This window comes from Magnetovibrio sp. PR-2 (genome assembly GCF_036689815.1).
Classification (GTDB): domain Bacteria; phylum Pseudomonadota; class Alphaproteobacteria; order Rhodospirillales; family Magnetovibrionaceae; genus Magnetovibrio.
Window position 1 is genome coordinate 78,837 of sequence record NZ_JBAHUR010000013.1, and the last position, 25,355, is coordinate 104,191.

Below are 25,355 nucleotides of genomic sequence, written 5' to 3' on the forward strand. Positions count from 1 at the left end.
TTTTTTTTCTGCTTTCCCTAAAAAACGCGCCTAGGCCGTCCATAGCCCTCTTCAGAAACAGTTATGAAGAGGTTCGAAGCTATGCCGACCCACATCAAATCCCAGAAATTCTTGAGCCGCAGCCGCGCTTTGGCTGCCGTTTTGATCTCCAGCGCGGCCTTGTCCGCGTGCGTCACCAGCCAAACCTTTGACGAAGGCATCGGATACCGCGAAGCGCGCTTCCAAGAAGTGTCCGCCATGCGCGAATTCCGCCAATGCCGCGACGATGCGTTGGAACTGGACCGCCAAGCCCGCTCGAGCGGCGATGCCGCCAAATACTTAGCCTCCGCCCGTCTGTTGGAAAAATGTGAAGCCAGCATTGGGCCGGGTGCGGGAAGCGTCGCCAAGGAAGAACGCATGCGCGCTTACGCCTTGAGCATCCAAAACCATTTGAAAGGCGGCAACGTCACAGCAGCCCGCGTGAGCTTGGACAAGTTCAAAGTCGCCTATGTCGACATGGATCTTTATTACGCCGACGGCTCGTCCTTCATCGACACGGTTGAAATTTTGGTCGGTGCAAAAAAACCGGGTGCAACCGGGCGCTTTTCCAACGCCAATGTGAACCGTGAGCTCAAAGCCGAGCTGCGCCGTGTCAAACACTGGCAGAAACACTAATCCGCGAAGCGTGAGGAGATCACTATGACCCGCAGAACCTCCCTATCTCATCTGGTATTCGCTTCGGCTTTGTTGGCGACGACCGTCCTGGGCACAGCCCCCGCCCAGGCCGACAACGCCAACTGGTCGCCGCAATCAAGCGAACGTCTGGTGAAGCTCCCACCCAGCTATTTGAAAAAATCCTTGGACCACGACTTCAAACAATCCAGCCTCGGCGAGGCCTTGGGCGAGACGGAAGAAAACATCTCGCTCAAAGGGCAAACCTTGGCGGACTTGAAACAAGCCATCGGATCCAGCAACGGCGATGTGCGCCTAGAACTGCGCCACGAGTTTTTGGCCGAAAAACGCGCCTACTTAAACATGATGACGGATCGCAACGCGTTGCGCCGCCAACACTTGGAAACCAAGCGCAATCTGTTTGAAGACATGTTGGATCACTTAAACGCACAGGAAAACCAAGGCCCCGGTGCAGAAGAGGTCATTGCAAACCAAGACGCGGCGTTTGAGCGGTTCGAGCGCACCTACGCCGATGTGGACAAAAACTTCTTCGCCACCAACATGGAACCGGAAAGCAAATACGCCCAGCAGTTCAGCCAAAATATGCAGGCCATCGAACAACTGGTCGCGCGCATCGAAAATCACAAGATGAACGCGTCCAGTATGACTGATGACGGCCTGCCGCTTACCCGCAAAGAACACCTGCGCCGCTTGGTGTCCGACGTGCAGTCGGAACTGTCCGTCATCGAACAAGAAGAAACCATCTTGGGCTACATGGCCAAGCTGGTGGCGCTCGATGCCATGGACCTGGCCGAAGACGGCATGGATATGGAACTTGCCGACAGCGACGTCACCAACGCACTGAAACCCGCAACGTCCGTCAGCTATTTCCTCGACAACTGATTTGATAGGAGACCTTGTTATGTTGAAACGCTCTTTAAAAACCGTGCTGGTCGGCTCTTTCATCGTCGCCGCATTTTCCGTCGCCGCCACCGCCAAAGCCGGCACCTTGGAAAACTTAGAACGCGAACGCGCCCAGACCGTTCAGTATTTTTTGGACACCAACCTGGAACCCAACGAACGCTTAGCACGCATCGATGTGTCCAAGCGCCGCTTGATCGATATGGAACGCATGGTCCTGCGCGACAAATCCTTGCGCGGCAAAACCACGCCCATCGTGCGCCGCGCATTTTTGAACTATGACGTGACGTTCATGGCCCATTCCGCGACCGAAAAAAATCTCACCATGGTCGACAACTGGCTGGACCAGTTTGCCGTCAGCACCGACACCTTGATGACCGCCAAAATCGGGAAACGTTGATATGCGCAGAGTGCTTAACATCGCCGAAACCGGGTCGCGCTCACTCAGCTATGTTTTGGGCGGTGGCGTCATCGCCCTGGCCATCGCGGTGGGCATGACCTCCCAAGGTCCCGACGCCATTGCCGAGTGGACCTTGGAAGTGTTCGGTGTGACCTTCATCACCTTGTTCAGCGGGCTGATCTTCGCCACGGTCTATTGCTGGACGCGCTTAAGCGACACAACACTCAGCGACAAACAGCGCAGTGTGTGGCTGGAAGCCGGACTGCACGGTGCCAACGGTGTGTCGACATTGGCGTTGACCTATACCCTGTTGGGCATCTCGCTTGGCATCGGCACCTTGTCCGAACAAGAGCTCACCCCCGCAACGGTGCAAACCGTCATCAGCCAACTCACCGATCACTTCAGCCTTGCGTTCATGACCACCGTGGTGGGCCTGCCCACGTCGGCGGCGTTGCGCGCCTTGGTGCTGATCAGCCATTCGCGCCTGGATGCCCAAAAGGAGGATGCCTCATGCGTTTCTTGATCTTTAACATCGTCGTCGTCGCCGCCTTGGCATTTTTGGTCATGGACCGCCCACAAGTCGATCTGGCCCGCGCCGTTCCGGGTGATCTTTCCATCCCAGCCGTTGCCCAGCCCGAGCCCGAGCCCGCTCCTGAAATCGTTCAACCCCAACTCAAGCCAAAGCCCCAGCCAAAGCCCAAGCAGCTGACGGAGATGCCTGAACTCCCCCCTGCTAAAGAGGTTCCCGTGCGCGTCACCCACAAAGCGCCCCGCGACGTTTCACCCGGGTTGACGCAAACGGCTGAGCGCATCAAAGCTGAAATCACCCAGCGTCAAAACGCACCGCTCCCCGAAGACCAAGAAGAGCCTGCCCAAACCGCAGCCGTTGAGACAAACACCTATGACAAATCCGTCAGCCGCCGCAAAGCCCTGATGGATTTAGCCAGCGACATGGAGCTCATGTTCGCCGAAAAGATGATGAGGTAAGCCATGGCGCGCCGAACCACATGGACGGGATATGTTTCCACAGGCGTGAGCGCCCTGTTGGCCGTGTGGATCTTAGCGCTGCTGATCCAGCCCACACCACCGCAGCCGAAACCGGGCAAAACACAAGCCAAGCCTGAGGACGTGGCAAAGGCCGAGCCAGCCCCCGAACCCATTCCTGCAGCCTTGGCGTTGCCAGCACCCCCAAAACCAACACCGCCAAAGCCAGCTCCTACAAAAGGGGTTAAGCCCAAGCCCCAACCCGAACCGGTCACAGAAACTGTGCAAGAGGCTCCGCCCAAGCCCGTACACAAGGCAAAGGTTGTACAGAAATCAAAACCGAAGCCCAAACCCAAGCCCAAGCCCAAAACCCCGGCCCCCTTCGTTCCTGCGGCGGCTGATGTGGTTGAAGGGCGTACATTGCTGAGAACCTTGGAACACGGCAAAGGCCCCTTGATCGAAATCGCGTGGCCCAGTGACCGTTCCAAACACGGGCGTTTGTTCAAACACATGACCGCGTGCTTGGGCATGCGTGTGGCGGTGATGGACAACAGCTCTCACCTGTTTGTCGCCGAAGGCAAAACCGGGCAGCCTTGGGACATCAACTTGGACCGCTACAGTGGGTTTTTGCGCCAGCCCGCAGGCTGGCTGACCCCGTTGGAACGCAACGCCGAAACCGCCATTCGCAAACACCACAACATGAAGTCCGTCGCGTCCGGTGTGCGCATTTTTCCGCGCCAAGTGGATGCGGCGTTGTTGGGGGGCTTGCGCAAATACATCGGCACCCATTACAGCACAGCCAAATCCATCCGCGCGCGCTACCGGTTGAACGGCACTGTCGTCGTTGTCGAAAACTTAAGCGTCGATGGCAAAGCCGTCGCCGGGCGCATCGGGCTCAAAGCCCAAACGTCCAGATGTGTATGGAGGACGTAAATCATGAAACTTTTTCAAATCGTTTGTGCGGTGAGTGTAACCCTGGGATTGGGCGCGTGCATCCCCACCCAAGTCAAACCCGTCGAAACCGATGCCCAAGGGGCCATGCAAGCCAACGACCGCACGGTGCAGTTTCACGTGAGTGAGGCCTACTATCAAAACGCACCCGACTGCGCCATCATCAAGCCCATCATCGGAAACGGCCCCACAGAACTGACCCGGTTTGTCGAAAAGTCTGTAGCCCGCCAGTTAACCGGCAAGGTGGAACGGGTGATCACACCGCTCAGACGCGATCGCTTGGCGCGCAAGAACGGCTATGACTTAAGCACGCCTGCCGACTTTAAAAGTTTTGCGCGCACGCAACGCTGTGCCTACCACGTCACCATTGAGCTGCAAGGCAGCGGCGATCAATATGCTGTGATCTGGTCCGACAAACACGTCGGCGTGAAGATGGAGCTGTTGAAAACCCGCACGGACGAAGTCTTGTGGCGCGGTGCCCACGTGGCGCGGCGCGGCGACGGCGGCGTGCCGCTTTCGCCCCTGTCGATCTTAGCCAATGCCGCCAAAGCCGCGTCGTTCAGCGCGGATACAGGTTTGGTGTATTCTATTGCCAATGATGCGGTGCGCCGTATTCTGACAACCTTGCCCGATATCCGGTAACCGATCTATTGGGGTTTGAGAAAAGAAACGTTAAGATATGCGTCTGAGAGGACAAAGCCAGAATGATCCAGCCTTTGCGCACATTACTTTCCCTGACGTTGGCCCTTTGCGCCACGCCTGCGGTTGCAGAAACGGCAGCGGTCATCATCGGCAACTCCACCTATGGCACAAACCTGCCCACCGTTGAATATGCCGAGCGTGACGCAGATGCTATTCGCACCTATTTGATCGACGTGATGAAGGTTGACCCAGACAACATCATCGATCTGCGCAACGCCACCAAGGCACAAATGGAAACGGCGCTGGGCACCGCGACGAACCCGAAGGGCAAGCTTTGGCATTATGCCGGCTCGAAAAAAGACGACGAAGTCTTTGTTTATTATTCCGGCCACGGCGTGTCGGGTCTCAACGATCAGCGCCAATACCTTTTGCCTGCGGACGCCCTGCCGGACTTTGCGGAGCTTAATGGCTATCCGCTATCCACGCTTTACAACAACCTAAAAGGTTTCAAGCGCGCCACCGTGGTGATTGATTCGTGCTTTTCCGGATCCAGCGCAGGCGGCACCCTGTTCCCGTCATCGTCAGGCGGTGTCATCGTTCCTTTGAGCGAAGAGGTGGACGACAGCCTCACCGTGCTCACCGCTGCGGGATCCAACCAACTTGCCAGTTGGGATCACGACGCCAAGCAAGGCTTGTTCACCGAATACTTTCTGCGTGGTGTCTACGGCGAAGCCGATGCCAACACCGACGGTGTGGTGTGGGCTGATGAATTGAAAGCCTATTTGGACAAAACCATGTCCAAAGCCGCTCGGCGTCACTTTGGCCGCGAACAAAACGTGTCCTTGTCGGGAAACTTCGATCGTGTCTTTGCCTCTTACCCGCCGGGGAATATGCCCGTGCGCCCGAAGACGATTGTTGAAGATAAAAAACCGGAGCCCCCCAAAACACAAGTTGCCACCGTCGAGCCCAAAGCCGTTGCGCCACAGGTTGACGAACCCTATGAAACGGTTGAGCCTGCTCCTGCCTTGCTTGTCACGCGGCGCTACGGTGTCGCGATGCGCAATGCCAAAGTTTTTGAACACCCCAAAAAGGGGACGGAGATTCTCACGTTTGTGCGCAAAGACCATAGCCTCATGCTTACAGGACGCACTAAGAACGGTAAGTGGTACGAAACCGACACCAACGGCATCATCGGCTTTATCCGCCGCGCCAATGTCGCTTTGTTGGAGGCCGGGGAGCTGGCCCGTTGGCGTGCCGCGTCCACCACCGGCAGGCTTGCGAACTACCGCGCCTATTTGCGTCATCACCCGGACGGCTATTTCGCCCAACGCGCTGAGCGATTTATCGAACGCAACACCGTGGTCAAACAAGACGACAGCATCAACATCTATCGTGCCCCACCCCCCAGACCCAACAACAAGCGTCCGCCGCCGCCACGCCGTGATAAACCGTTATTCCCCCGTCGATAACGTGGTGCATTACACCACACGACAATGATTGTCGAAGCGCACATCTGCTTTAGCTGTTTTCACCAAAGATTTTGCATCAACGGCAAAAACCTGAGACGCAACAACAAAATACCGCCGAACACAATATCCGGCGGATTTAGGGGCAAAACCCCGTTCATTTAGGGGTGTGGGTTTACTCAGTCAATGTCGGCAACGCATCGACATAACGCTGCCAGGACTGCTCATCGAGCCACGGTTTGTAGACCCCATACAGTTCACTCCTATGGCGGGACTTTAAGATGATGGCGTTGAGATCTCCGATCACCCTTTCCCCCCATGGCGTTTTGGGACAGCCGACATAAACCTTGGTGTAGCCCGCATGTTCGCGCACGGGAATGGAAACGATATCATCGCTCAAACCCAGTTGTTTTTGAAGGTAGCGCGCTTCATATCCATAACCGATGGTGTAATCGAAGCGACGGCGGTCCAGCATCTGGATCAGGCCTGCGAAGATTTCATGGCCGTATGTACCGTAGGCATTCGTTTCCGACAAATGGGATTTCAGAACGTCATCTAGGTCACTGCTATAAGAACGGCCCATAGAATACCCGAACACAAAACCCGAACTGCTGAGCAATTCCACCAACGAAATGGCCCCATTTTGATCCCTGTACGGTTCAAATTCTTCTAAGCGGCTCCGCATGACAATAATTTCGTTATGCGGTGCCAACATATAGGGTTCTGAAAACAAGACTGTTTTTGCGCGCTGGTCGTTTTTCAGCAGCGCCACGCCGCAAGCTTGTTGCCCGGACGACACCGTCGCGATAATGCGTTTGAAGTTTCCCACCAAAAGCTTGTGGTCGTATTGCGCCAAGCGCCGCTGGAAATAGGTCAAAACCCGATCGCCAACACCTTGGCCAGCCAACGGGCCTTCCATAATGTTGATCGGGGGAAAGTCTGGATGCATCCACATGATTTGATGTTCGGGGCGGTCTTGGGCAAAGGCGACTGGCCCCCACCCCACAATGCACGCACACAGCAATAGACCCAGCTTGCGAAACCAGCGTGTGCCCATAATACGCGTCATGTTGATACTCAATTCGCCTGCGGCGGCCCTTGATAATCGTATACGCCCTGAAGGCAAAGTCCAACTGGCATTAAATCTCGAGAACCATGCCCTCTTTGGCCGCAAACGCCCCGCTCCAAGCCGCTTTGGCCTCGTTTTCAAGACCACGCACCTTGTCGTCGTTATAATCAGGGGAATGGTGATACATGGCCATGCGTTTCGCCCCGGCCATTTGGCACAGGCGCACACCTTCGTTCCAGGTGGAATGTCCCCAACCGACTTTGCTCGGAAATTCTTCTTCAGTATAGGTCGCGTCGTAAATGACGAGGTCTGCATCCTTCATCATTTCCACCAAACCCTCATCCGTTTCACCAGGCGTGTGTTCGGTATCGGTGGCATAAACCAAAACTTTGCCGTCAGCTTCGATGCGGTAGCACGAGCACCCAGCCGGGTGATTGAGCATGTAGGTTTTGACGTTCACCCCCTCAAACAGTTCAAAACCATCCCCGGCCCGAAAACCGGTGCATTTCAGTGTCGACGGCAAGTGTTCGTATTGCACGGGGTGGAGGTTCTCAGACAGTTGGCGGCGGATCAGATCTTCGACGGAAAGTTCACCGTAATTCAACGCCGCATAGATCTTCACGGAGTGCTCAGGAATATAAATGTGTTTGAAATAGTTAAAGCCGTTGGTGTGATCGGAGTGGAAGTGGCTCATCAACAAGGCAACATCCCGCACGCCCCGTTTCATCAGGTCATTGCCCAGCCACGGCAAGCCGGTGCCCGCATCCAAGATAACGGTCCGTCCGAGTATTTCCAATTCTACGCACGACGTATTCCCGCCATACTCAAGGTAGTCTTCATAGGCACACGATACGCTGCCTCGAACCCCCCAAAATTTAATGCGCAAGGTATTCTCCACTTCGGCGTTGGGTTGGCGCCCCTCTGCTGTCCCACAGTAACCATGCGTTTTGATTTTTTTCAACTCCATATCCATACAATGGACACAAAACTCATGCCTGTGATGAACGTCACAGCTGACGCACCCGCTTTGGTTCATAATTTTGTGTAATTGTATGAATTATAGGTCAAAAATGTTCTTCAAAAAGCGGCCAAACCACACCTCGCCCATGGATCAATTTCTCCATCGCACCCAGCTCAATGCAGACGAACGTGCTGTGTTAGATGTTTACCTGACCGGATTGATTCAAGGACTTGATGCCGCCAACCGGATTTTCACAGCCAACGGCAAGCCTGCGGTCTACGGCACCGATCAGGCCTTGAGCCCGCAAAATTTAGAAGCTTTGGTTGACGAATTTTTACAAGAACGCGCAGATATGAAATCCCAACCGCTCCACGTCTGTGCGGTCATGGCGCTGATGCAACGTTACCCGGCCTAAGCGGCCACCCCTACGTTTTAGGTTTTTTCTGTTTCGGTTTTGCCCCTGTACCCATTAATTTTTGCCACCAGGATCGCTTGGGCGCTTTTTTGCGCTTGGCGGGCGTTCGGGTTTTGGGCGGAACCTTCGGCTTGTCCGCAGCCACGTCTATATTTGTTAAGTATAGAAAACGCGATAATCGCTGACATCGCTCATGACCGGAAAAGATGATCAGAGACAACAAAGCCTTCAAGCCCTTTCTTCACACGAATCAAAGGCTGATCGCCGGACGTCTGTACCAGACGTTTAAGCTGCGAACTTCAGCAGCAACGCGCGCCGTTTTTCACTGAGCTCTTGCGGGCTCAACTTCGCTTGACGCTTTGGCAGCAAATCCCACTTTTCCGTTACGTCTTCCAAGCGTCCGTCCATACACTTGGCCAACACGCGGGCATCTTCGGTTACGAACACAAATTGAGCATCCAACATAGCGGTACTCCTTTTTTTATTGTGTGACCCGTATCCAGCTTGCGCCAAACACGGATCGAGGGTCACCTATAAATATAGGACCAAATAGCCAAGAATGCACCTGTTCAAACGCATAAAAGGCACGATATTTGGTATATATGCCAAAGTATCGTGCCAATATGGTGTAATTATGACGATTAGCCGTTCTTTTGATGAACTGCTTGCAATTGTTCGATGGTTACACCTTCGTAACTGCGCCACTCTTCCAAGCACCCGGTGAAGTCCTGGCCTTCGGTATAGGCATTGGTGACAACCAAGACCGGAACATGTGCGCGTTGGCAGGCCACCAAACCGTTGCGGCTGTCTTCCAGGGCAAGGGTATCTTTGGCATCCAAGCCCAGCTTCTCCAAAACCCAGTTGTAAACATCGGGTTCGGGTTTTAAGACCGGAACCACACCACCGTCGCCAATGCACGCAAACCAACCCAAGCTTTCTTCGCCCAAGTTGGCTTTCAGCAAGGCTTCCACGTTCACCGGTGTTGTGGTGGTGGCGATGGCAAACGTCAGGCCTTTGTCGCGACATTCCAAAATCAGCTCTTCGATGCCCGGGCGCAGCGGCACTTGGCCATTTTGCAAGCGTTCCACATAAAAGCTGGTTTTGCTTTTATGCAGCGCGGCGATGCGCTCATCGATATCGGACTCGTTGAGAAGGGGGGATTTTTGTTCTTCCAAGAAAAACCGGATGCGCTGTTTTCCGCCCGTCACACTGAGCAAGTGTTTGTAGAGCTTTTGGTCCCAGTGCCAGTCCAGGCCCGCTTTGGCGAACGCGTCGTTGAAGGCTTCCCGGTGGGCGTCTTCGGTATCTGCGAGAGTCCCGTCGACATCAAATATCAAGGCTTTCATATGTAACTCTTCTAGCCGTTTGTGTTCATGTCACCCGGGGAGGCTCATGAGAATGTGGTGCGAACAAACGTCCTTGGCAAGGGCTGATCGGAATTTACATACAATGGAATTCATGTACAGTGTCCCAAAAGTGTAACAAAGATGCACACCACAATATGGGGAGGGAGACGTGTCTCAAGATGCGCCTCGGGTTTCGTTTGGCCTGGACGAAACATTATTCGAAGAAGGGCAAACAGGCGACACCGCTTACGTCATGGTGCATGGCGGTGTGGACTTGGTTAAGCGTGGACAGGCAGCAGGGCGCAGCTTTGTGGCGGAAAACGTCACCAAGCCGGGAACAGCGTTTGGCCTGATCCCGTTGATTGACAATGGCCCGCGCATGATGAGTGCCGTCGCCACAAACCCTGACACCATTTGCGAGCTGATCACGGCTGAAGATCTGGAAAACCGCATCAACGCTTCCCCTGCATTTGTGCGCAACTTGATGCGGATTTTGACGTTTCGTTTTCCGCGCCACGACAGACCGTTTGTGCCGCTACTCGCGTTCCATATTCAGTGACAATGACTTGGACACCCAAGATTTAGCTTCCGCCCAACATATGGAGCTGGAAACCTTCGCCAAGGGGGAAACGCTTTATAAAGAAGGTGATCCGGGCAAGGTCGCGTTTTTACTGGAAAGCGGCCGGGTCGAGCTGTCCTTACCTGGACTGATGGGACGAGTGTCAGCTGAATTGATCGAAACACCGGGGATGTTGTTCGGTTTCACCCCGTTTTTGGACGGCTTACACCAGACTAAAACGGCGCGCGCCGTGCGCGAAACAAATGGCCGGTGGTGGCATCACCACGTATTAGGCATTAGTCGCCCATCAGCTGCAGCACCACTTGACGGTGATGATTACGCGCGCGGTGTTCGAACAAAAACACACCTTGCCATGTGCCTAAGGTGGGCTGGCCGTTTTGCACCGGAATGGACAAGGACACGTCCGTCAGCATTGTGCGGATGTGCGCGGGCATGTCGTCCGCTCCTTCGTTGAGGTGGGTGTAAAGCGACGGGTCTTCGCGCACGGTTTGTTTGAAGTATGTAAGAATGTCGTGCTGCACATCCGGGTCTGCATTTTCTTGGATGGTCAGCGATGCCGATGTGTGGCGACAAAAGACCGTCAGCAGACCTTGTTCAATCCCAGCTGAGCGCACCCAAGCCGTGATATCCCGGGTGATCTCAAAAAAACCCTGAGACGTGGTGTGCACATCAATGGTCGTCAAAGCATGTTTCACGTGCGGATATCCTCCTTATCCATAGCGGTGCAAATCGTGACCGAAGGCGTTGAGCCAGTCGCGCGCTCCGTCGCAGCGATCGCACAAACGTTCCGTCAACGCCCAAAACCAATCACTGTGATTGTGATGCACCAAGTGTGCGACTTCGTGGGCGACCACATAGTCCAAAACGTACTCCGGCGCCAACACCAACCGCCAACTAAAATTCAGCGTCCCGCCCACACCGCACGACCCCCAACGCGATTTGGTGTCACGGATGGTGATGCGGGTGATTTTTTTGTCAATCTCTTTGGCTTTGGCGTGGGCGCGCTCTGTCATCTCTTTACGCGCTTGGGCTTTGAGCCAATCCGCCAAGCGACGGCGTAGGTGCTCAGGCCGCCCGGCAACAAGAATTTTTCCGCCCCGAAGAACCACCCCACGCCCCTCCGGGCGATGGTGCACCGCCATCATCTCGCCCAGATAGGGAATTTCAACACCGTCTGCAAACTCAACTGTTTCAGGCGTTTTCGCCAACTGACGCTTGATCCAAGCCGCTTTGCGACGGGCCATTTCCAGCCCGTCGTCGAAAGGTACATAGCTTGGTATAGTAACGGTTGCCCCAGTCCCTTCCCTATCCAGACGCAAGATCATGCGGCGGGCTTTGGGGTGGCGCTTGACTTCGACCGGCACACTTTGACCGTCGATGTCGATGCTGTGCCGTGCAGACGTTTTTCGCGCGCGCGCCATCACCGCCCCCCTTTGGGCCATTTGGCGGGCCACGCCACAATATGATCTTCCAGGTCATCGGCATCGTGGGCAGACGTCACCCGTCCCTTGACCGCAACGCCTGCGCGCAGCACCGATTGGGGATCTCCTGTTATCAACGGATGCCAGCTGGGCAGCTCGCCCCCTTCGGCCAAAATCCGATACGCACAAGTTGGCGGCATCCACTTCAGCTCGGCCACATTGGCGTGGTCCAGTGGCACACAATCGGGCACAAAACGGTGGCGGTCTTCATAGTTGGAACAGCGGCACGTGTTCGTGTCCAACAAAAAACACGAAACATCCGTATAGCTGATTTCGCCGGTATCTAGGTCTTCAAGCTTTTCCAAGCAGCACCGACCGCAGCCGTCGCACAGGGATTCCCACTCGGATTCGGAGAGATCTTGAAGGCACTTTGTGCGCCAAAACGGTTCGCCAGAGGCCTTGTTAAGCTTTGGATCCGTTGGATTTTTTCGCCTTGGATTGAACGGCACCGCTCGCCCCGCCATGGGTTTTGATAAATTCAGCAATCAACGGCTGAATGATACCACGCCATTTGCGTCCATTGAAAATACCATAGTGACCGACGTCTTTTTGTACGTGCTTGCCGCGTTTGGCGTCCGGGATGTCCGGCGTAATCGTATGGGCCGCAGACGTCTGACCAACGCCGGAAATATCGTCAAGCTCACCTTCGATGGTGAGCAACGCCACGTCTTTGATGGCGGACGGGTCCACCTTGCGCCCGCGATACATCAGCTCACCCTTAGGCAAGGAATGGTTCAAGAACACCGCTTCGATGGTTTCCAAGAAGTATTCCGCAGGCAAGTCCATCACCGACATATATTCGTCGTAGAACTTGCGGTGTGCTGTCGCTCCGTCACCGTCACCTTTGACCAAATTCCAAAAATGTTCCGTGTGAGCGTTCATGTGGCGGTCCATGTTCATGCCCATGAAGCCTTGCAATTGCAAGAAGCCGGGATAGACCTCACGCCCCATGCCGGGATAGACCATCGGCACGCGGTGGATGGAATGGGATTTGAACCAGTTGAGATCACGCTCTTTGGCAAATTGGTTCACCGGGGTCGGGCTTTCGCGGGTGTCCACCGGACCGCCCATCAAGGTTACGGTTTTGGGAATGTGACCAATGCGGCCTTCATTAATTTCTTGAGACTGCACAGCCACGGCAGCCATCAACGGTACAGACGGCTGGCACACGGCCATGGCGTGACAATCGTCACCCAACAGCTGGATGTACCAGGTCAACAGCTCAATATAATCGTCCAAATGGAACTTACCGGCGCGCACCGGCACATCGCGCGTATCGGTCCAGTCGGTAATGTAGACGTCATGATCGGGCAGCATGGCTTCGACAGTGCCGCGCAGCAGTGTCGCGTAGTGACCCGACATAGGCGCGATCATCAAAACCTTAGGCTGGTCGGACACACCTTCTTTGCGAAAGTGCAACAGGCTACAAAAGGCCGTTTCATCGGCGATTTCTTCACGCACACGCACCGGATTACCGTCAACATTGACGTGGCGGATGCCAAACTCCGGCTTGCCATAGCGACGCGTCAGACGTTCAGCCATTTCCAGACTGGCAGCCAAAGGGCGGCCAACGGCAGAATGTTGAAACGGCTTCATCGCCGCGCGAGACGCATTGAGCCACGCGCGGTACGGACTCAAAGCCAGGTGCTGCATTTCGTGAAAATGGTAGAGCATGGTCACTTCTTTTTCTAGTTTGGCTGAAAATCCTAAACAATTTAGGCTGGGAACTCACGCATTTTTTTTGCAGTGCAGCATTTTTTCGCAGGGATTTTTAGAAAAGTTATACAATTCAGCCCTTTGATTGGCGATCTATGAGGTGAATAAAGGAGCCAAAGACAGAATTGTTCACCAATCCCATGCGCCCCAAAGGTGCGCCATCGGCGTCTTCTGCTTCAAACAGGGAATCGCCGGGGCCTTCGCTGGACACGGTAGCGTAGTGGAATTCGTGCCCGCGCAGGCGCGCATGCACGGGGCCTAAGGGCGTGTCTGCGATTAATTTCAATTGGCGATAGCCCAGGTGGAGCTTTCGGTTTTCAAATGACGTGCCCAAGGGCAGCAACCCCGCCATGGCATGCGGCGTACCGTCTGCGTCTTGCATGCCGCGGCCCAAGACCATGTACCCGCCGCATTCCCCATACACTGTGGCACTGCGGGCCGCAGCCGCGCGCAATCCGCTTAGGAATCGATTCGCGCTGGCGAGGCGGTAAGCGTGCAGTTCGGGATACCCACCCGGCAAAAACACGGCGTCGGCGTTGTCTTGTGGTGCTTGGTCTTCCAAAGGCGAAAAGAAACTGATCTCAGCACCTTGGTTGCGCCAGCCTTCCAAGACCATGGGATAAGTGAACGCGAAGGCTTCGTCCCGGGCGACGGCGATGCGTTGGCCCAAGGGTGCTATAGGCTTAATGTCTCCCCCCACGTCCCAGGGCTTTGCCAACGCTTGCAAGGCTGCAACATCCACATGTTCGGCGATGGTGTTGGCCGCGCGGCGCATCAGGCGGTCCAAACTGTGGTGTTCCATCGCCTGGACCAAGCCCAAATGGCGCGAAGGCAGTTCCAAGGCGCTTTCCCACGGGATCATGCCCAATACGGGAATGTGCGGCGCGCCTTCCAACATGGCTTCGCGAATCACGCGTTGGTGGCGCGCACTTCCGACGCGGTTGAAGATCACACCTGCGATGCGCACACCCTTGCGAAACGTGTCGAACCCTTTAACCAGCGCGGCGGCCGAGGTGCCTTGGGATCGGCTATCGACCACCAAAACCACAGGCCAGCCTGTCGTTTGCGCAATGTTGGCACTGGAGCCTTCGCGCGAGGTGGCACCGTCAAACAGGCCCATCACCCCTTCGCAAATCACCAGATCAGCGTCTTTCGCCGCACAGGCGGCGGCGGCCTCCAAGGTTTCGGGCCGCAGGGCCCAGCTGTCCGCGTTAAAGCACGGGCGTTCGGTCGCACGCGCATGAAACGCCGGATCGATATAATCGGGACCCGCCTTCATGGAAGCAATCCGCACGCCTTGGGACTTCAGATACGACAATAGGCCTAAGGTCACGACGGTTTTGCCGCTGCCTGACGATGGTGCGGCGATAATCAACCCGTTGGCGGAAATGTTTGTCGACATGGGGGAGGTACCTTACAAAAAATCAGCCAAGCGCTTGGCCATTTGCTCTGACGGCGTGTTGTGCCCAAAGTGGGCCGCATATTTACCGTTCGGCCCAATCAAATACGTGATGGAACTGTGATCCATTGTGTACGTGTCGGGATCGGTACCGACTTTGGCGTAATAGGCTTTGTATTTGCGCGCAATGTCTTTGATTTGCTCGGCCGTGCCGCTCAGGCCCACCAATCGGTCATGAAAGTGTTCCACATAAGCTGCCATGTTTTCAGGCGTGTCGCGTTCGGGATCGACCGTGATAAAAACCGGCGTGACATTGTCCAACTGCTGGGGCGTCAATTCATCCAAAGCGCCCGCCATCAAACTCAACGAAGTGGGGCATACATCGGGGCAGAAGGTATAGCCGAAATAGACCAGCATATATTTGCCCATAAAGTCTTGATCGCTGACGGCCTTGCCGGTGTGGTCGACAAGGTTGAACGAACCGCCAATTTTAACACTGCCGACCGAACCGTCTTCGCTATGCTGATCGACCAAATACACCCGCCCTATCGTTGCAAAAGCGACGAAGGCGAAAGCGGCGATGGCGATGACGATGATGCGTTGCATGGACGTGGTCCGTTTCTTAATGTGTCCCAGTTGCTGAGTGGACAATAGGCTTGTCCGCGCCCTGCCGCAAGAGCGTTGCCCTCGCGCTCAGCTCTCCTTACATTGGCCCTATGTCGAAAACGCACGAGCCCCCCCGAAAACCCAAAAACCAGCCCCTGCGTCAGGGTTGGACCACGGGTGCATGCGCCACAGGCGCGGCGGCGGCGGCCTATCGTGCGTTACGGACGGGGTCGTTTGCCGGCAGCGTAACCATCACGCTGCCGCGCGGCCAGACCCCGACGTTTGATCTAAAGACAAAAGACCTCCGCGACAGCTGTGCCACGGCAGGCATCGTCAAAGACGCCGGTGACGATCCGGACGTGACCCACGGTTTGGAAATCATCGTCACACTCACCCCCGCCACACCCGGCGACGGCGTCCAATTTCGCGCTGGCCCCGGGGTGGGCACGGTGACGTTGGCGGGCCTGCCCCTCAACGTGGGAGAGCCCGCCATCAACCCCGGCCCACGGGCACAAATCCAAGCGGCCCTCTTGGCGGTTGCCCAAGACCTTGACGGGCCCGACGCGCGCCTGCCCGATGTCACCGTGGAAGTCACCATCCCCAAGGGTGAAGAAACTGCACAGCAGACAATGAATCCCCGTCTCGGCATTGTCGGTGGCCTTTCGGTCTTGGGCACAACGGGGATCGTGGTGCCGTTTTCGTGCTCCAGTTGGATCCATTCCATCCATCGTGGCGTCGATGTGGCCCGCGCCGCTGGACTTTCCCATGTCCTCGCCGCCACAGGGCGCACATCCGAACACGCCGCCAACACCGTTTTGCAGTTCGAAGACCAAGCGCTCATCGACATGGGCGATTTTGCCGGCGGGTTGCTCAAATATCTGCGCGGGCACCCGGTCGACAAACTCACCATCGCGGGGGGCTTTGCCAAAATGACAAAATTAGCTCAAGGGGCGATGGATTTGCACTCGTCCCGCTCCCGCGTGGACTTTGAACGCCTTGCCAATGCGCTGGACCACGTTGGTGGAGGGCCCGAAGCCGTCCGAGAAGCCCGCGAAACCGTCACCGCCATGCGTGTCTTACAACTGGCCGGACCGCTGTCGAACGCGCTCGCCACCCACATGGCCCGACAAGCGCGTGAAGTCGCGCTGGCGACCTTAGCCGGGGGGACAGAGGTGGAAATTTGGATCTATGATCGCGACGGAACCCGTATTGGATTAAGTTCATGACATTACGCTTATTAATTTTAGGCGGGACCGGCGAAGCACAAGAGCTTTACAAAACCCTAGAAAATCAGATACCTGACCTGAAGGTAGTTTATTCCTTATCCGGGGCAACGGACAGCCCCGTCGACTTTGGCGCCCATATGCGCATCGGAGGTTTTGGCGGCATTCAAGGCTTGGTCGATCATCTAGAAGCCCACGACTTCGACGCCTTAATTGACGCCACGCACCCCTTTGCCGAACGCATCACCGCCCATGCCGTTGCCGCGTGTGAAGCGGCCAGTGTGCCGCGCCTGCGCTTAGAACGCGCCCAATGGGTATTGCCTGCCAAGACCGACGCAGTGTTTGTGCCGGACGCCATTGAAGCGGCCAATTTGTTGGTGCGCACGACCTCTGAAAGCGCGTTTTTGACCATTGGCCGGAAGGCGCTGAGCGCCTTTGAGGGGATGGACAAAACGCACTTGTTGGTGCGCGTGTTGGACGAACCGGCCGAACCTTTGAGCTTATTTCGACACACCATCGTGACGGGTCGCCCGCCGTTTTCTGTTGATGAAGAAGAAGCCTTGATGCGCGAACACAACATCGACACCTTGGTCACCAAAGCCAGCGGTGGGGATGCCACACGCGCGAAGCTGGACGCTGCGGAACGCGTGCGGGCGCGCATCATCTTGATCCGCCGTCCCCTGCCACCGGACGGGGATCGGGTCTTCAGTGTCGAAGAGGCCGTGGATTGGGTGAGGAACCTGAACGCTTAACTGCCTCACTCCCCACGCAACACGTGGGTGTGATCGGCATCGTATAGCTTGCTGTCTGTAAAGTCTTCCGCGCCCAGCACACGGCCCACTAAAATGAGTGCTGTGCGGGTAAAGCCCTTTTCTTTGACCTTTTGGCGAATGTCGCCCAGCGTGCCCAGCACAAAATCCTGGTCCGGCCAGCTGGCGCGGTAGACCACGGCCACGGGACAATCTTCGCCGTAATGCGGGCTCAGTTCCTTAACCACTTTGGCCAAGTTGTTCACCGACAGATGTACCGCCAAGGTCGCCCCCGTTTTGGCGAAGTTGTCCAAGGTCTCACCCGACGGCATAGAGCTGGCGCGCACCGCCGTGCGGGTCAGCACGATGGACTGACTGATGTCAGGCAGGGTGAGTTCTCGTTTCAACAAAGCCGCAGCGGCAGCGAACGCCGGAACGCCGGGGGTCACGTCATAATCAATCCCCAGCTCGTCCAAGCGGCGCATCTGTTCGGCGATGGCACCATAAATGGACGGATCACCCGAATGCACCCGGGCCACGTCTTGCCCTTTGTCCTGGGCCGCTTTGATTTCGTCGATGATTTCGTCGAGATGCAGCGGCGCGGTATCCACCACGCGGGCGTCGTCGCTGGCTTCAGCGACAATTTCTTTCGGCACCAACGATCCTGCGTACAAAACCACGGGGCATGTTTGCACCAATTTGAGAGCTCGCACCGTGATCAGATCTGCGGCACCTGGACCTGCGCCGATGAAATGGACCTTCATTGCCCCTGCTCCTCTGCTTTCGCATCCATCTTTCCGCCATATCCGCGCGGCGTATAGACCCAGCGGTTTTCACCGCGCTCAATGACGCGGGTGTCTTCGCCGCCGACCATAACAAGCGTCAGCATATCGGCGTGATCCGGGGTTAGATCTTTCAGCTCAATCACGGTGATCTCTTCGTCCGGACGGCCCAATTGGCGCGCTAGGACGACGGGCGTGTCGGGTGCGCGGTGTTGCAGCAAGATGTCGCGGGCTTCGGCCAACTGGGTGCGACGGCGTTTAGAGACGGGGTTGTAAAACGACACCACAAAGCCACCTTCCGCAGCCGCTTTCAAGCGGCGTTGAATGACGTCCCACGGCGTCAACAAATCGGACAGGGAGATCAAGCAAAAATCATGTCCCACAGGCGCGCCAATGCGTGCGGCAGCGGCTTGGAAGGCGCTGATGCCGGGTTCGACTTGGATGTACAGGCGGTTCCAATCGTCCTTGTCTTCGCGGTCCAACAACTCAAACACCAAGGACGCCATGGCGTAAATGCCAATGTCACCGGACGAGATCAGGGCAACGTCTTTGCCCTCGGCCGCCAGATCGAGCGCCATACGCACCCGGTCTTCTTCTTCACTGAGGTTCGAAGTATGGCGCGTTTTGCCTTCAATCAAATCGGGGATCAGGTCCAAGTAGAATCCGTAGCCAACCACATCGGTGGCGTCGGAAATCAACTGGGTCACTTGCGGCGTGCGCCACACGTCGGTGCCGGGGCCAATGCCGACAACATACAGGCGGCCTTGAGCTTTGCCCTTGTCCATGGGGTCGATGTCTCCTTCGGATAGGGCGACGGCACACGTCGCCCGTTTTGTTTTTGTTTTTTCAACGATCAACGCACCGTTTGACGCGGCCAACGCCGCGCCTTCGGACACGCCGGGGCAGCCGACTTCGGCCTGCACCACGTCGGATGGATTTTTGAGTTGTTCGGCGTAGGCGTTCAAATCGTGCGCCGAAAAAAAGCGTGCAGGCACGCCCAAATGATCGGCAAGCGCCAACACCGCCGCTTCGTCTGCCTTCACATCGATAGACGCAACGCAGGCTATGGATTGCGGACTAAGGGCATGCTCCGCCAAAGTCGTTTCAACAAGGTCGCGCAGGTGATCCGTCGGGCAGTCGCGCTCACACCCCACGCCCAGCGCCAAGGTGGGGGGATGCAGCACCAAAGCATCGGACGCGTCAATGTGTTTGTGGGTGACCACAACGTCCGCGCCCGCATCAAAATCTGCCGGTTCCAACCAGTCCGCATCTCCGCTTTCAACCGTGAGGCCCTGGGGTTCACCATTGAGCAGCTTCGCCGTGACGTCTTTGACGCGCTCTACATTTTCCACCCGCCAACCCCTGGGCGGTTCGTCCAGCGCCACACCTAACACCACATCGGACGCTGTTGTGATGGCGGAAAAGCCGTTGGTCACGGTCGCAATGGCCGACGCCAATGTGTTGGCCCCGTGGTGCCCGCCCAGTACGGGAATGGCGAAACCGCCGTCGGGCGACAGGCTCACCACCGGGGGTTCGGCGTGTTTGGAATTCAACAATGGTCCCAACGCGCGCACCACAATGCCGGTTGCCATGATGGCCACGATGGGACGGCCTTGGCGGAATAGGCTTTGCAAGACCTCTGTTGTATGGGGGAACGTTTGATCGCCTGCCAATCCACGGTCTTCGCGCACCCAAAGTTCGCTCAACGGCAGGGCGTCTTTCAAAGCTTCAGCCGTGTCCAGGCCCGCTTGGTTCAAACACAAAATCACTGCCCCCTCAGGGATATCGCTAGGCAGCTTCGGGCCCTTGGCGGGGCTGAGCACCAGGGAGAAATACGACGCCTCATCCGGTGCGTCTTTGAGCTTGGCGATTTTCTGCCCGTCTTGCGTGGCGCGTTCAATCCACTTGGCGTATTTCAGGCGGCCCGTTTTGGCGAGCACACGTTTGACCTTGTCCAAGTGCCGCCCGATTTTCATGAACGCCAGCGCCGCCGTGCGTTTTTTGGCGCGCGCCAATAAAGCCCCTTCGGATAAGGTGGCCGGCAGCACATGCAGCGTGTCGTTGTCGCGTGTCAGCGGCATTTCCGCCACCGCCGCACAGGCCTGAACCGACGTCACGCCGGGGATGATGTCAACGGCGTAGTCTTCGATCAGTTGTTCCATGACGTATTGGAACGACCCATAAAACAGCGCATCACCTTCGCAGATGAACGCAACATTACGCCCATTTTCCAGGTGCGCGCGAAATTCCAAAATCTTGGCTTTGTAGCATTCACGCCGTGTTTTGCGATCCGCCCCCATGGGCACGGGAATGGCGATATGCTGCACATTTTGCTGCACCAATGACTGCACAAGTTTGAGCGCCAAGGGCTCTTTCCCCATGGCGTGCATATAGGCGATGACGCCCGCATCCTTAACCGCGTTTTGGGCCCGCACGGTCATCAGGTCCAACGCGCCGGGGCCAATGCTGACGCCGATCAGCTTGCCCGGGTCCGGGGCTTCGTTATCAATGGTGCTCATGGTTTGGCTCCCACAAACTGTGTCACAGTGCGCAGGGCGGTCATGAAAGTGGCCCCCTTGGTTTGTTCGGCACGTTCCACCGTCAGACGCAGCAAATCGCCGCCGACTTTGGTGCGCAGCTGGCTCAAGGCCTCTTCCCCTTCGAGCGTCACGGCGTTGGCGACCAAGCGCCCGCCGGGCTTCACCCGGACCCAAGCCGCGTCCAACAGTCCCGGCGTGCCCACACCGCCACCAATGAAAATGGCGTCCGGCTCACCGCTCAGTTCGCTTAAAGATTCTAAGCTATCTTTTTGTTCAACAGTCAAGCGCGGCACACCCAAAGCTGCCGCATTTCGGGCGATGCGTGCGGCGCGGTCCCCGTCGCGTTCAACCGCAACAGCTTGGCAGCTTCGATCCGCGCGCATCCATTCGATGGAGATGGACCCCGCGCCAGCCCCCAAATCCCACAGCATCTCGCCGGGCTTAGGGGCTAAGGCCGACAAGGTCACGGCGCGCACTTCGCGCTTGGTCAGTTGCCCGTCGTGTTCAAACGCAGCGTCGGGCAATCCGGCGAGACGCGACAAGGGTTTCGCATCCGCACCCGCCACAAGATCAAGCGCCAGCGTGCACAAATCGGCGCAGCACTTATCGCCCCAATTTAGGCTCAGCGCCTTGACTTTATGTTCAGCCTCGCCGCCCAGGTGTTCCCACACTGAGATGGTCGAGCCGCCAAAACCCTGGTCGTTCAACAACTTTGCCACTTCGCGCGGGCTTTTGCCGTCGCGCGCCAGCACCACCAAACGGGCTCCATTGTGCAGGTGCAGGTTGAGGCTTTCCAAGGGACGTCCGTGAATGGTGACCACCTGAACGTCCGGCACCGACCAGCCCATGCGCGCGCAGGTGAGCGAAATGGAGCTGGGATGCGGTAAAACCGCGACCTTTTCAGCCCCAAAGCGGCGGATCAACGTTGTGCCCACGCCACAATGCGACGGATCGCCCGAGGCCAGCACGATGATGCGCTTGCCGAAATGGCCTTCGATTTTATCCAGGGTCGCATCGAAACCCGCAGACCAGCCCAGGCGTTCGGCCTGAACCTCCGGGGCTTTGGCGAGATGGCGTTCCCCGCCCACCAAAACTTCGGCGCCGTCCACCAGCGCGCGGGCCGCAGGGTTCAAACCCAACAGGCCGTCTTCGCCGATGCCAACAACCGTCATCAGGGCTTGGATCATGGATTCCCACCCAAAGCGATGGCGTTGAGCGCCCCCGCCGCGACGGGGCTGCCGCCCAAACGTCCAGCCGTGGCAATCACCGAAATGTCAGAAAGCGGGCCGTTCATAACCTGGTCCAACAACGCCTCTTTGCTTTCTTTTGCGCCGACAAACCCGACCGTGAAGCCCAAAATGGCCGCCGGTTTTGCCGTCGTTTCCAGCTGCAGCATTTCCAGCAGGCGAAACAGCGCCGTGGGCGCATTGCCGAACACGCACACCGCACCGTCCAGGCGATCCGCCCAGCGTTCCACCGCAATGGCGGAACGGGTTTCGCCGCGCGATTTGGCCTCTGGGGACACGCCCTCGTCATCCAAACAGCAGACAACTTCATTATCGACGGGCAAAAAGCGGCGCGTAATGCCCCGGCGCACCATGTGGGAATCCACCAAAATAGGCGCACCCGCTTCGAGCGCTTGGCGCACCCGCTCCGGCGCACCTTCGGTAAAGCGCAGGCTGTCGCCGGCTTCCAAAGAGGCATTGGCGTGAATCACACGCTCCGCCACCGCTTGCATCAAACCCGGCAGATGGTCCAGTTGGGCTTCGGCACGAATGCGCGCAAAGCTTTCCGCCGAAATGGCGTCGGGTTCGTGGATGTAATCAAATGCGAACGTGTCTGAAACTGACCGCGAGATTGCAGAAGACATGGCTTATTCCTCCGCTTCTCCATGAGAATGATGATGGTGCCCGTGATCATGCCCGTGACCATGGTGATGGCCGTGACCGTGATGCACACCGCGGTCTTCGGGGTTATCTTCCACACCTGCGCCTTGCACATGGTGGTGATGGCCGACTTGTGGAGCACCATGATCGTGTTCATGGCCGATAATCTGCTCACGGTATTTACATAGCTGGCAGTTCATATCACCCGTACCCGCCAAAGCGTCTTCCATACGCGTAATGAAGGCGTCGATGACCTTAGGATGATCGTTGAGATAGCCCGCTTTGAGGATTTCTACCTCAGGGTAGGCAGCTTGGATTTCATCAGCCCAATTGTATATTCTGGTGACCAAAATCCCGGAAAAAAGGAAGTACGGAAACACAACAATCCGTTTAAAACCAAGGCGAACACACCGCTCAAGCGCCTTGTCTACCAATGGGTAGGCTACGCCGGAAAATGCCGTTTCCGCCCAGCCGATGCCCAGTCCCTCCCACATCATCCGGGTGACTTTGGCAACGTTGGAGTTGGCGTCCGAATCGTTGGTGCCGCGCCCAACCACCAACAACAAGGTGTCTTCGCGCGCAACGTCGTTATCTGCCGCGTCCAAGGCTTCTTCGACGCGTTGTTTGGCCGCGTCCAATAGGCCCGCGTTGATGCCCAGATCGGCAGCATAAATAAGCTCAAGGCCTTGATTTTCGTTCATGTAGTTATTGATTTCGCTGGGTAAATCGTTCTTCACGTGCCCAGCGGCAAACAGCATGCCTGGCAGGCAAATGATCTTATTTGCCCCCGCATCGCGCAGCTTATCCAAACCTTCGCCGATCACCGGGGTGGCAAACTCCAAAAAGCCGCTTTCCACATTGTGTTCGGGCAAGCGTTCTTTGATGCGCACGGCCAACTGGTTGAATTCTTCCACAGCGCCTTTGTCGCGCGAACCGTGGCCGCAAATCATAATGGATGGGAGGTCTGACATGTTTTTTTGTTCCTTTATAGCTTGGTCATGGCCTTCGAGCTCAAACGGCTGGGGTGGTCATGGCCTCCGCCCGCTCAGTGCCGTTTTAGGTGGCCCCCGTTATAGTCTTTTCGCACCTGCACCTCAAATCTTATTCTTTCTTTCATCCAGGGCGATTAAAGTGCGCTCATGTTTACCTTTGGAACCCTTGACCCTGCGGCCACATTCGATCCCTTGATCCTTTTGATTTTGGGGCTGGTTTTAGACGCGGCCTTGGGCGGTATGGGGCCCGTGTTTAAGCTGGTCCCGCACCCGGTCGTTGTCATCGGCAACGTGATTTCTTGGTTCGACAATAAGCTCAACCGCGACAGCCGGCCCAATATGGACCGGGCGGTGCGGGGCTTTATCACGGTCCTTGTGATCGCCACGGCTGCCGCTTTGGTCGGCTGGGGCGTGCAGTGGCTCACCTTCCACCACGATTTTGGCTGGGCGGTGGAGCTGTTTTTAGTGATCAGCCTGCTGGCCCAGCGCGAACTGTATAGCGCCGTCAAACGCGTGATGGTGGCTTTGCGCGAAAACGGTGTGGAAAGCGGACGCACGGCGGTGAGCCAAATCGTCGCACGCGACCCGGCCTACTTGGACGAGCACGGGGTTAGCCGGGCGGCCATCGAAAGCTTGGCGGAAAACTTCTCCGACGGCGTTGTGGCGCCGGTGTTTTGGTACGTGCTGTTCGGCTTTCCGGGCCTATTGGTTTACAAGGCCGTGAACACCATGGATTCCATGATCGGCTATAAAAACGCCAAATACGCCGCGTTTGGATTTACGGCGGCGCGCTTGGACGATGTGTTGAATTTGGTGCCGTCCAGGCTGTCTGGCCTAATCTTCACCATCGCCGCCCTGTTTTCCGGCAAAGCCAACCCGGCGCGCGCGTTTAAGACCATGTGGCGCGACGCACCCAAACACAATTCACCCAACGCCGGTTGGCCCGAAGCCGCCATGGCCGGGGCCTTGGGCTTGGCGCTCGCGGGCCCACGCCAATATTCACAGCATGCTGTGGAAGCGCCTTACATGGGGGATGGAACGGCCCAAGCCACAGCGGTCGATATTGAGCGCGCGCTATTTTTGTTTGCGGTGGCCTGTTTGATCAACGGTTTGATCGTCACTGTCATCGCCATGTTCCGCTTTCAAGTTGGCGTTTAAGCTGGCGCTGCAGTCCAGGCTTTCCACCCGCCCGCCAAGTTATACACCTGGGTGAGGCCCAGGCCTGCAATGAACTGACACATATCGCGGCTGGAATTGCCTTCGTAGCAGTACACCAGCACCGGCGGGTTGGTGCGGCGGCTTTTCATCAGCTTCATCATCAACTCATCGGACGCCGCTTGGGCGCCGGGAAGTTGTCCCTGACTTTGTGCGTGCGCGGTGCGGGTATCAATGACGATCAGGCCCTCTTGTTTCAGAAGATCTTGCGCGGCGGTGATGTCGACGTCTGTGTAGCTCATGGGTCGGTCCTGGTTGTGGGTTTGGCTTACACAAAGCAAGTTTTGTTCCAGGGGCTAAGGTGTTGAAAATGTGAGTTTCCTGTGCTGGCACACCTGTCGGGTCTGCAACAATCCCCACATGGAGAGGCCCATGGATTC

29 protein-coding genes and 1 pseudogene are annotated in these 25,355 nt (G+C 56.8%); 14 read left to right on the forward strand and 16 right to left on the reverse strand.

Going from position 1 to position 25,355, the window contains the following annotated elements:
• Positions 1-81: 81 nt before the first annotated feature.
• The 8 genes from V5T82_RS14645 to V5T82_RS14680 all read left to right on the forward strand — a co-directional run bounded on the left by V5T82_RS14645 (position 82) and on the right by V5T82_RS14680 (position 6,018).
• Complete coding sequence (locus tag V5T82_RS14645; RefSeq protein WP_332896404.1) at positions 82-654, forward strand: hypothetical protein; 573 nt, start codon at positions 82-84, stop codon at positions 652-654.
• Between the two features lie 24 nt (positions 655-678).
• A complete protein-coding gene (locus V5T82_RS14650; RefSeq protein WP_332896405.1) occupies positions 679-1,554 on the forward strand; it encodes a hypothetical protein in 876 nt (291 codons plus the stop codon).
• Between the two features lie 19 nt (positions 1,555-1,573).
• Positions 1,574-1,972 (forward strand): hypothetical protein, encoded by a 399-nt coding sequence (locus tag V5T82_RS14655; RefSeq protein ID WP_332896406.1) that lies wholly within the window; start codon positions 1,574-1,576, stop codon positions 1,970-1,972.
• A 1-nt stretch (position 1,973) separates the two neighbouring features.
• Positions 1,974-2,495, forward strand: a complete 522-nt coding sequence (locus V5T82_RS14660) for a hypothetical protein (RefSeq protein ID WP_332896407.1) — start codon at positions 1,974-1,976, stop codon at positions 2,493-2,495.
• Complete coding sequence (locus V5T82_RS14665; protein WP_332896408.1) at positions 2,483-2,959, forward strand: hypothetical protein; 477 nt, start codon at positions 2,483-2,485, stop codon at positions 2,957-2,959. Before V5T82_RS14660 ends, V5T82_RS14665 begins: the two co-directional genes overlap by 13 nt.
• A 3-nt stretch (positions 2,960-2,962) precedes the next feature.
• A complete protein-coding gene (locus V5T82_RS14670) occupies positions 2,963-3,889 on the forward strand; it encodes a hypothetical protein (protein WP_332896409.1) in 927 nt (308 codons plus the stop codon).
• 3 nt (positions 3,890-3,892) lie between these two features.
• Positions 3,893-4,549 (forward strand): hypothetical protein, encoded by a 657-nt coding sequence (locus tag V5T82_RS14675; RefSeq protein ID WP_332896410.1) that lies wholly within the window; start codon positions 3,893-3,895, stop codon positions 4,547-4,549.
• A 62-nt stretch (positions 4,550-4,611) separates the two neighbouring features.
• A complete protein-coding gene (locus V5T82_RS14680; protein WP_332896411.1) occupies positions 4,612-6,018 on the forward strand; it encodes a caspase family protein in 1,407 nt (468 codons plus the stop codon).
• Positions 6,019-6,190: 172 nt separating this feature from the next.
• On the opposite strand, the gene V5T82_RS14685 is transcribed toward V5T82_RS14680, so the two are convergent.
• A complete protein-coding gene (locus V5T82_RS14685; RefSeq protein WP_332896412.1) occupies positions 6,191-7,084 on the reverse strand; it encodes a TIGR02285 family protein in 894 nt (297 codons plus the stop codon).
• Between the two features lie 70 nt (positions 7,085-7,154).
• Positions 7,155-7,970, reverse strand: a complete 816-nt coding sequence (locus tag V5T82_RS14690; RefSeq protein ID WP_332896413.1) for an MBL fold metallo-hydrolase — start codon at positions 7,968-7,970, stop codon at positions 7,155-7,157.
• A gap of 184 nt (positions 7,971-8,154) precedes the next feature.
• On the opposite strand from V5T82_RS14690, the gene V5T82_RS14695 reads away from it, so the two are divergent.
• Positions 8,155-8,460, forward strand: a complete 306-nt coding sequence (locus V5T82_RS14695) for a hypothetical protein (RefSeq protein WP_332896414.1) — start codon at positions 8,155-8,157, stop codon at positions 8,458-8,460.
• Positions 8,461-8,745: 285 nt separating this feature from the next.
• Here V5T82_RS14695 and V5T82_RS14700 read toward each other — a convergent pair whose 3' ends face one another.
• Both V5T82_RS14700 and V5T82_RS14705 read right to left on the reverse strand, forming a co-directional pair.
• Entirely contained in the window at positions 8,746-8,925 is a 180-nt protein-coding gene (locus tag V5T82_RS14700) for a hypothetical protein (RefSeq protein WP_332896415.1), read from the reverse strand.
• A gap of 176 nt (positions 8,926-9,101) precedes the next feature.
• The gene (locus V5T82_RS14705) at positions 9,102-9,806 is read right to left on the reverse strand and encodes an HAD-IA family hydrolase (RefSeq protein ID WP_332896416.1); all 705 of its coding nucleotides are present in this window, start codon (positions 9,804-9,806) and stop codon (positions 9,102-9,104) included.
• 169 nt (positions 9,807-9,975) lie between these two features.
• On the opposite strand from V5T82_RS14705, the gene V5T82_RS14710 reads away from it, so the two are divergent.
• Together V5T82_RS14710 and V5T82_RS18275 are read left to right on the forward strand one after the other, a co-directional pair.
• Positions 9,976-10,365: a Crp/Fnr family transcriptional regulator gene (locus V5T82_RS14710; protein WP_332896417.1), complete on the forward strand. Its 390-nt coding sequence runs from the start codon at positions 9,976-9,978 to the stop codon at positions 10,363-10,365.
• Positions 10,366-10,405: 40 nt separating this feature from the next.
• Positions 10,406-10,615 (forward strand): annotated as a pseudogene (locus V5T82_RS18275) (cyclic nucleotide-binding domain-containing protein); the annotation flags it as partial.
• Positions 10,616-10,661: 46 nt separating this feature from the next.
• Here V5T82_RS18275 and V5T82_RS14715 read toward each other — a convergent pair.
• The 6 genes from V5T82_RS14715 to V5T82_RS14740 all read right to left on the reverse strand — a co-directional run bounded on the left by V5T82_RS14715 (position 10,662) and on the right by V5T82_RS14740 (position 15,588).
• Positions 10,662-11,081 (reverse strand): secondary thiamine-phosphate synthase enzyme YjbQ, encoded by a 420-nt coding sequence (locus V5T82_RS14715; protein WP_332896418.1) that lies wholly within the window; start codon positions 11,079-11,081, stop codon positions 10,662-10,664.
• Positions 11,082-11,096: 15 nt separating this feature from the next.
• Positions 11,097-11,807, reverse strand: coding sequence for a M48 family metallopeptidase (locus tag V5T82_RS14720; protein WP_332896419.1), 711 nt, complete (start codon positions 11,805-11,807; stop codon positions 11,097-11,099).
• Positions 11,807-12,199 (reverse strand): YcgN family cysteine cluster protein, encoded by a 393-nt coding sequence (locus tag V5T82_RS14725; RefSeq protein WP_442917789.1) that lies wholly within the window; start codon positions 12,197-12,199, stop codon positions 11,807-11,809. The genes V5T82_RS14720 and V5T82_RS14725 overlap by 1 nt, the downstream gene beginning before the upstream one ends.
• A gap of 70 nt (positions 12,200-12,269) precedes the next feature.
• Entirely contained in the window at positions 12,270-13,541 is a 1,272-nt protein-coding gene (locus V5T82_RS14730) for a polyhydroxyalkanoate depolymerase (protein WP_332896421.1), read from the reverse strand.
• Positions 13,542-13,656: 115 nt separating this feature from the next.
• Entirely contained in the window at positions 13,657-14,985 is a 1,329-nt protein-coding gene (locus V5T82_RS14735) for a cobyrinic acid a,c-diamide synthase CobB (protein ID WP_332896422.1), read from the reverse strand.
• A gap of 12 nt (positions 14,986-14,997) precedes the next feature.
• The gene (locus tag V5T82_RS14740) at positions 14,998-15,588 is read right to left on the reverse strand and encodes an SCO family protein (protein ID WP_332896423.1); all 591 of its coding nucleotides are present in this window, start codon (positions 15,586-15,588) and stop codon (positions 14,998-15,000) included.
• A 110-nt stretch (positions 15,589-15,698) separates the two neighbouring features.
• On the opposite strand from V5T82_RS14740, the gene V5T82_RS14745 reads away from it, so the two are divergent.
• Positions 15,699-16,814, forward strand: a complete 1,116-nt coding sequence (locus V5T82_RS14745) for a cobalt-precorrin-5B (C(1))-methyltransferase (RefSeq protein ID WP_332896424.1) — start codon at positions 15,699-15,701, stop codon at positions 16,812-16,814.
• Positions 16,811-17,563 (forward strand): cobalt-precorrin-6A reductase, encoded by a 753-nt coding sequence (locus tag V5T82_RS14750; RefSeq protein WP_332896425.1) that lies wholly within the window; start codon positions 16,811-16,813, stop codon positions 17,561-17,563. The genes V5T82_RS14745 and V5T82_RS14750 overlap by 4 nt, the downstream gene beginning before the upstream one ends.
• A 5-nt stretch (positions 17,564-17,568) precedes the next feature.
• Here the strand turns inward: V5T82_RS14750 and cobM are convergent, their stop codons facing one another.
• Genes cobM through V5T82_RS14775 form a run of 5 tightly spaced genes read right to left on the reverse strand, consistent with a single transcriptional unit; the run spans position 17,569 to position 23,739 of the window.
• A complete protein-coding gene (gene cobM / locus V5T82_RS14755; RefSeq protein WP_332896426.1) occupies positions 17,569-18,324 on the reverse strand; it encodes a precorrin-4 C(11)-methyltransferase in 756 nt (251 codons plus the stop codon).
• Positions 18,321-20,861 (reverse strand): precorrin-3B C(17)-methyltransferase, encoded by a 2,541-nt coding sequence (cobJ, locus tag V5T82_RS14760; RefSeq protein ID WP_332896427.1) that lies wholly within the window; start codon positions 20,859-20,861, stop codon positions 18,321-18,323. Before cobJ ends, cobM begins: the two co-directional genes overlap by 4 nt.
• Positions 20,858-22,069 carry a precorrin-6y C5,15-methyltransferase (decarboxylating) subunit CbiE gene (gene cbiE / locus V5T82_RS14765; RefSeq protein ID WP_332896428.1) on the reverse strand — a complete coding sequence of 404 codons (1,212 nt, stop codon included), beginning with the start codon at positions 22,067-22,069 and terminating at the stop codon, positions 20,858-20,860. Before cbiE ends, cobJ begins: the two co-directional genes overlap by 4 nt.
• Positions 22,066-22,752 (reverse strand): precorrin-8X methylmutase, encoded by a 687-nt coding sequence (locus V5T82_RS14770; RefSeq protein ID WP_332896429.1) that lies wholly within the window; start codon positions 22,750-22,752, stop codon positions 22,066-22,068. Before V5T82_RS14770 ends, cbiE begins: the two co-directional genes overlap by 4 nt.
• Positions 22,753-22,755: 3 nt before the next feature.
• Positions 22,756-23,739, reverse strand: coding sequence for a sirohydrochlorin chelatase (locus V5T82_RS14775; RefSeq protein ID WP_332896430.1), 984 nt, complete (start codon positions 23,737-23,739; stop codon positions 22,756-22,758).
• A gap of 168 nt (positions 23,740-23,907) precedes the next feature.
• Between V5T82_RS14775 and cbiB the strand changes: the two genes are divergently transcribed.
• Entirely contained in the window at positions 23,908-24,918 is a 1,011-nt protein-coding gene (cbiB, locus tag V5T82_RS14780) for an adenosylcobinamide-phosphate synthase CbiB (protein ID WP_332896431.1), read from the forward strand.
• On the opposite strand, the gene V5T82_RS14785 is transcribed toward cbiB, so the two are convergent.
• On the reverse strand, positions 24,915-25,217 hold the full coding sequence (locus V5T82_RS14785; RefSeq protein WP_332896432.1) for a rhodanese-like domain-containing protein: 303 nt from the start codon (positions 25,215-25,217) through the stop codon (positions 24,915-24,917). The two genes, cbiB and V5T82_RS14785, sit on opposite strands and share 4 nt — an antisense overlap.
• Positions 25,218-25,355 lie beyond the last annotated feature (138 nt).

Coding starts and splice junctions, on each gene's coding strand:
- V5T82_RS14785 (WP_332896432.1), bottom strand. CDS start 25,217: ATGAGCTACACAGACGTCGACATCACCGCCGCGCAAGATCTTCTGAAA.
- cobM (WP_332896426.1), bottom strand. CDS start 18,324: ATGAAGGTCCATTTCATCGGCGCAGGTCCAGGTGCCGCAGATCTGATC.
- V5T82_RS14695 (WP_332896414.1), top strand. CDS start 8,155: ATGTTCTTCAAAAAGCGGCCAAACCACACCTCGCCCATGGATCAATTT.
- V5T82_RS14665 (WP_332896408.1), top strand. CDS start 2,483: ATGCGTTTCTTGATCTTTAACATCGTCGTCGTCGCCGCCTTGGCATTT.
- V5T82_RS14650 (WP_332896405.1), top strand. CDS start 679: ATGACCCGCAGAACCTCCCTATCTCATCTGGTATTCGCTTCGGCTTTG.
- V5T82_RS14675 (WP_332896410.1), top strand. CDS start 3,893: ATGAAACTTTTTCAAATCGTTTGTGCGGTGAGTGTAACCCTGGGATTG.
- V5T82_RS14740 (WP_332896423.1), bottom strand. CDS start 15,588: ATGCAACGCATCATCGTCATCGCCATCGCCGCTTTCGCCTTCGTCGCT.
- V5T82_RS14655 (WP_332896406.1), top strand. CDS start 1,574: ATGTTGAAACGCTCTTTAAAAACCGTGCTGGTCGGCTCTTTCATCGTC.
- cobJ (WP_332896427.1), bottom strand. CDS start 20,861: ATGAGCACCATTGATAACGAAGCCCCGGACCCGGGCAAGCTGATCGGC.
- cbiB (WP_332896431.1), top strand. CDS start 23,908: ATGTTTACCTTTGGAACCCTTGACCCTGCGGCCACATTCGATCCCTTG.
- V5T82_RS14670 (WP_332896409.1), top strand. CDS start 2,963: ATGGCGCGCCGAACCACATGGACGGGATATGTTTCCACAGGCGTGAGC.
- V5T82_RS14680 (WP_332896411.1), top strand. CDS start 4,612: ATGATCCAGCCTTTGCGCACATTACTTTCCCTGACGTTGGCCCTTTGC.
- V5T82_RS14700 (WP_332896415.1), bottom strand. CDS start 8,925: ATGTTGGATGCTCAATTTGTGTTCGTAACCGAAGATGCCCGCGTGTTG.
- V5T82_RS14645 (WP_332896404.1), top strand. CDS start 82: ATGCCGACCCACATCAAATCCCAGAAATTCTTGAGCCGCAGCCGCGCT.
- V5T82_RS14660 (WP_332896407.1), top strand. CDS start 1,974: ATGCGCAGAGTGCTTAACATCGCCGAAACCGGGTCGCGCTCACTCAGC.
- V5T82_RS14685 (WP_332896412.1), bottom strand. CDS start 7,084: ATGACGCGTATTATGGGCACACGCTGGTTTCGCAAGCTGGGTCTATTG.
- cbiE (WP_332896428.1), bottom strand. CDS start 22,069: ATGATCCAAGCCCTGATGACGGTTGTTGGCATCGGCGAAGACGGCCTG.
- V5T82_RS14705 (WP_332896416.1), bottom strand. CDS start 9,806: ATGAAAGCCTTGATATTTGATGTCGACGGGACTCTCGCAGATACCGAA.
- V5T82_RS14750 (WP_332896425.1), top strand. CDS start 16,811: ATGACATTACGCTTATTAATTTTAGGCGGGACCGGCGAAGCACAAGAG.
- V5T82_RS14735 (WP_332896422.1), bottom strand. CDS start 14,985: ATGTCGACAAACATTTCCGCCAACGGGTTGATTATCGCCGCACCATCG.
- V5T82_RS14775 (WP_332896430.1), bottom strand. CDS start 23,739: ATGTCAGACCTCCCATCCATTATGATTTGCGGCCACGGTTCGCGCGAC.
- V5T82_RS14730 (WP_332896421.1), bottom strand. CDS start 13,541: ATGCTCTACCATTTTCACGAAATGCAGCACCTGGCTTTGAGTCCGTAC.
- V5T82_RS14720 (WP_332896419.1), bottom strand. CDS start 11,807: ATGGCGCGCGCGCGAAAAACGTCTGCACGGCACAGCATCGACATCGAC.
- V5T82_RS14770 (WP_332896429.1), bottom strand. CDS start 22,752: ATGTCTTCTGCAATCTCGCGGTCAGTTTCAGACACGTTCGCATTTGAT.
- V5T82_RS14745 (WP_332896424.1), top strand. CDS start 15,699: ATGTCGAAAACGCACGAGCCCCCCCGAAAACCCAAAAACCAGCCCCTG.